This is a genomic window from Pseudomonas sp. NY15354, assembly GCF_048068075.1.
GTDB classification, from domain to species: Bacteria; Pseudomonadota; Gammaproteobacteria; order Pseudomonadales; family Pseudomonadaceae; genus Aquipseudomonas; species Aquipseudomonas guariconensis_C.
The window spans coordinates 1-4871 of record NZ_JBLUPV010000058.1 but is presented as its reverse complement, the minus strand read 5'-3'; the positions used below and the strand labels follow the sequence as shown (position 1 = coordinate 4871).

At 57.3% G+C, this 4871-nt stretch carries 2 protein-coding genes; both read right to left on the bottom strand.

Annotation, left to right across the window (positions count from 1 at the left end):
* Window positions 1-565: 565 nt before the first annotated feature.
* Window positions 566-1858 carry a carbohydrate porin gene (locus tag ACNFCH_RS25715; protein WP_054573695.1) on the bottom strand — a complete coding sequence of 431 codons (1293 nt, stop codon included), beginning with the start codon at window positions 1856-1858 and terminating at the stop codon, window positions 566-568.
* 114 nt (window positions 1859-1972) lie between these two features.
* Window positions 1973-4408, bottom strand: a complete 2436-nt coding sequence (locus tag ACNFCH_RS25710) for a membrane-bound PQQ-dependent dehydrogenase, glucose/quinate/shikimate family (protein ID WP_054573694.1) — start codon at window positions 4406-4408, stop codon at window positions 1973-1975.
* Between the last annotated feature and the right edge of the window lie 463 nt (window positions 4409-4871).

Sequence of the window (4871 nt, the reverse complement as noted above, 5' to 3'; positions counted from 1 at the left end):
CTATAACCCTAAACGCCGACACAGCAGTGCTATGCAGCTGTCTCCAGTAGAGTATGAGAAACGCTATTTCCTGAGCTTGGAGAGTGTCTAGAAAACCAGGGGCGATTCAGACCACTAGCATTACGCGCGCCATTGACGGTGTAGGAGCGATAGTTAAGCACACACCGCCAAGGGAGAATGTTGATAAATTTATCTGCCTGTCCCTTTCATCATCACGGAGGAATATATGCTTGATTTGAATTTAGAGCTTCCAGCTGAAGTCGGTGAACTGGCAAAGGTCCACGGTTCGAGTCCATATGGGCCCACAAAAAAATCAATGGCTTACGTCTAATCGACGTAGGCCATTTCTGTTTCAGGGCACAAATCTTCCCCGTATTGTTCCCGTTTCGTCATCCGATCCTTCGAACGTAGTGAGCTTCCCGACACCCTTGGGGGCGATGCCTGGAACGCTCCGAATTTTGCTATCGGGACTCCCCTGCTCTGATCGCCGAAAGCCCAGTGCGCACAAACAAGCCTTCCACGATCACTTTAAAAATCAAACCAGCAAGCAAGCCAAGGCAAACCGTTAAAGCGTCATTTTTATTTGAAACCCAACCGCCAGCGCGTTTCCTCTTTGCTTACCAAAGAATGCACCAGGCTCGATGTAGTACTGCACATCGGGGCGCAGCAGTAGCCAGGGGGTCACTTGCGCGCCGTAGTTCAGCTCCAGCACTTGCTCCCCGCTATCCAGGCCACTGAACATTGCATATTGCTCTGCACTGGCTGCAGCGGCTTCCTGCAAATCGCGGGCGCGCGGGTTGATCACGGCGCGGCCATAGCCAAAGGAAATGGAGTCTTGCGGGCGGCTGTCAAACGGCTTTTGCCTAACCAGGCCCACGGAGTACCAGCGACGCATGGGTGAGGTCGCAGCGTTACTGGTGGCAGCTTGCCCGAACAACCGTAGGGCACTCGCCGGGTCTTGCTCATCGCGCCAGATCGCCTGGTCGACCAGCAAGTAAGCGCCTGTACGACTGCTGCTTTTACCGGTGCCGCCAATCTTGGGGTAATCGGAGGTATCGTAGTACCAGCCCACCTTGTACTGGCCGTTGAGGAAGGCGCCGTTATTGATGATCGCCTCCAGTGGCATGATGGCGCCCGTCGTGCCATTGGCGGGCATGGCGAAGGCTTTGGATACGCGCGCGTTGTACTCCGGGTTGACTTGGAACAACGCCGTTTGCAGCGTCAGCGACGGGTTGACGTCATACCGCAACTCGCCACCCCAGTGGGCTGTCGGGTAGTTACCCCAGCCACTGCCGCTGGACATGGTCAGCGGGTGTGCACAAAAGCCGGCGCTGACAAAGTTGGCCAGGATCGGCATGCCACCGAACTCGGTGCCCATGACCATGTAGCCAACCTTGGCGGACAAGTCGGGGGAGAACAGATTGCGCTGGTAACTCAACTCCGTCAGCCGGGTGTACTCGCCCCCATAGATTTCTTGCGCGGACATGCGGTTGCCAATCAGGTCCTCGGTGGCACTGTGGCCGCGACGATCATTGACCAGCACTTGCACACGACCGGCATCTGGAATGTCGAGCAGTTTGCTCAAGTCAAACTGCGCGCCCAGACGTATCTGTTGTGCATAGCGGGTGCCGCGCTTGATGCCGCCATTCAGGTTGGAAAGGGTTTCCGAGGTGTAGTCACCCGTCAGCTTTATACCTTGCTCCTCCAGCTTCTGGCGCTGTCCGCCCCAGTTGCCAGTGAGCGTAGGTTGCGTCATCAGGCTGGAAGTACCTGCCAGTGCGCAAGGCAGGGGCAGGAAACACAGGGACAAGCCGCTGCACAGGCTGCAGGCCAGCACGGTGCGGAGGGGTAATGACATGGTGGGCAGGCTCCCTTGCGTGAGAAATCGTTGCACAGCCCAGGCTTGCGAGAGGGCCGACTGGAAAGAAAAATCCCCGCGAACGGGGATTTTTCATAGGGCATCAACGAAGCGTTACGGCTTGCTGCTGTCAGGCAGCGCGTACGCGATGATGTAGTCGCCCACATCTGGCGAATGGCTCATGCCACCAGCGGAGATCACCACATACTGTTTGCCGGTGGTGGGCGACTTGTAGATCAGCGGGGCCGCCACGGCGCCCACTGGCAAGCGGGCCTTCCAGACTTCCTTACCGGTTTTCGAGTCGAGTGCACGCAGGTAGTAGTCCTGAGTGCCTGCGAAGAACACCAAGCCGGATGCCGTCGAGGTCGGGCCACCCAGCGTCGGCATACCCAGCGGGATCTGCATATGCGTCTTGATCCCCAGGGGGCCAGTATCCTGAACCGTGCCCAGTGGCACCTGCCATACCAGCTTCTGGGTATTCAGGTCGATCGCGCTCATGCTGCCAAACGGTGGGGTATTGCATGGCACGCCCAGCGGTGACTGGAGAATGTCGATCTTCACGCCGCCATAGATACCTGCAACCTGCGGGCGAATGGTGCCCATGAAACCAGGCACTTCATCGGTCGAGACTTTGTACTTGCGGGTGTTTTCCTGGGTTACCAGCGACATGCGTAACGGCATGCGCATGTCGTTGACGAACATCATGCCGGTGTTTTCATCGATGGAAATACCACCCCAGTTCATGCCACCCAACAGCCCTGGCCATTCGATGTACGGCTTCTCGGTGGGCGGTGTGAACGGGCCGACGTATACCGAGTCCTTGAACATGATGCGGCAGTAGAGTTGGTCGAAGGTGGATACCCCCCACATCGATTGCTCGGTCAATGGGTCCGCACCAATCACCGGCATGCCGGTCGAGAACGGTTGGGTTGGCGAAAGGTGTTCGCCTTCTGCAGCCGGTGAGGTGGGAACGGGGCGTTCCTGGACCTCAGTGACGGGCTGACCAGTACGACGGTCCAGTACGAAGATATTGCCGGTCTTGGTGGTCTGAATCAGCACCGGGGTCTTCACACCTTGCGCATTGTTCATTTCGTAGAGCACGGGTTGCGAAGGCAGGTCGTAGTCCCAGACATCATGATGGACAGTCTGGTAAACCCACTTCGCCTTACCCGTCGACGCGTCGACCGCGACAATCGCTGTGCCGAACTTCTCCTTCACCTGATTACGATCGCCACCCCAATAGTCAGGCGGGCCGTTACCGGTTGGCAGATAGACCAGGTTCAATTCCTTATCGTAGGTAGGAACAGTCCATACGTTAGGTGTTTCCAGCGCGAACTGATGGTCAGCTGCTGCGGTGTCGGTGCCTTCAGGCGCGCCGACATCCCACGCCCATACCAGCGCACCGGTCAGCACATCGAATGCACGTACGGCACCGGAAGGCTCGCCGGCCACGATGTCACGTACCCAACCGCCCACCACCGTGAGGTGGCCCATGACGACAGGCAGCGATGTCGGGTGGTAGCGCTTGCTGTCTTCCGTTGGTCCCATGCCTTTCTTGAGGTCAACGAAACCTTGCTCGCCAAAGTTGGGGCACAAGTTGCCAGTGTGTGCGTCCAGGGCAAACAAGCGGGCATCCACCGACGACACCAGGATGCGCTGGCGACATTGCTGTTCGCTGGCATGGGAGGCCTTGGCCTCGGCGCTCAGGCTGTCGTCGCGGTCGATGTCGTAATAGCCCACACCTCGACAGGTCACGTGCTCGGCGCTCTTGGCGTGCGGATCGAACTTCCAGAGCGGCTTGCCGCTGTCGCCATCAAGCGCGGTGATCAGGTTTTCCGGGGTGCATGAGTAGAGCACGTTGCCGATCTGCAACGGAGTGTTCTCGTCAACGCCGGCACCTGGGCCAGTGGTTCTGCGGCCAGTCCGGTAGGTCCAGGCAACTTGCAGGTCCTTGACGTTTTCTGGGGTAATTTGTGTGTAGGGGGCAAAGCGCGTTCCCGAAGCGTTGCGCCCGAAGAACTCCCAGTTCTCCGGGGCCTCGGCGGTTGCATCCGGGATTGCCTGGCTACCAGCTGCAATCGGGTTGGAGATCCCGCCGTGCGGGAAGAAGGCGGCGATGAACGTGGCGATCAAGGCCAGGAACACAGCAAACCCGGCGCGATTGGCGGCTCGACGTGTACCCGACGCGGTATCGGGTAGCGCAGCTCCGACCCACAGGCTCAGGGTCAGGATGATGGCTGGAACAACCAGGCGAGGCAGCAGTTGCCAGTAACTAAACTGGCCAACTTCGTAGAAGGCCCAGACGCAAGTGGCAAGAAATATCAGAATGGAAAGTACAGTACTGATTTTCTTGCGCAAGAATGCGAGTACAGCCAGCACGACGTAAGCCAGCCCTGCCAGCAAGTAATAACTTGAACCGCCCAAGGCCAGAAGCTTGGCACCGCCATAAATCAATGCCAGCGCTACACACATTACAAGTAGCGAGAAAAGAATTCGCCCGGCACCGCTTAACGAGCGCCTCCCAGCGTTGCTGCAATTTTCATCCGTCATAGTGTGTAAGCTCAATTGGTGAGTACATAGCGGTTCCCTCAGGGCGCGAGCAACCGAGCCAAGGAAAGGGTGGCTTCTGGTTTTAGCAGGTGATACGAACAAAAGCTTCGGGAAGGTTTTCGCCAGCAGTAGATCTCGTGTAAAGCGTCAGCGATACAGATTAAATGCTACTAGCTGTAGAACAAATCAGGTGAGCCTGCTGACACGAAAGATCTATAAGCTTGGTATAAGCCCTGCATTAAAGCCCGTAGCCTATAGCTTAACGCTACTAGAAGAATAATCCAAAACAGCCGCCCAAATACATCCACACGATTGAGAAAGATTGTTTGCAAATCAGCAACAATCAGTCTAGTGATCTTGCCCAGCAGCCGTGGACACGGGTTTAAGCACACATCCTGGCCTCGAAGGCCTCTGGGCTGATGTGCCCCAGCGTGCTGTGTCGCCGCTGGCGGTTGTAATCGGT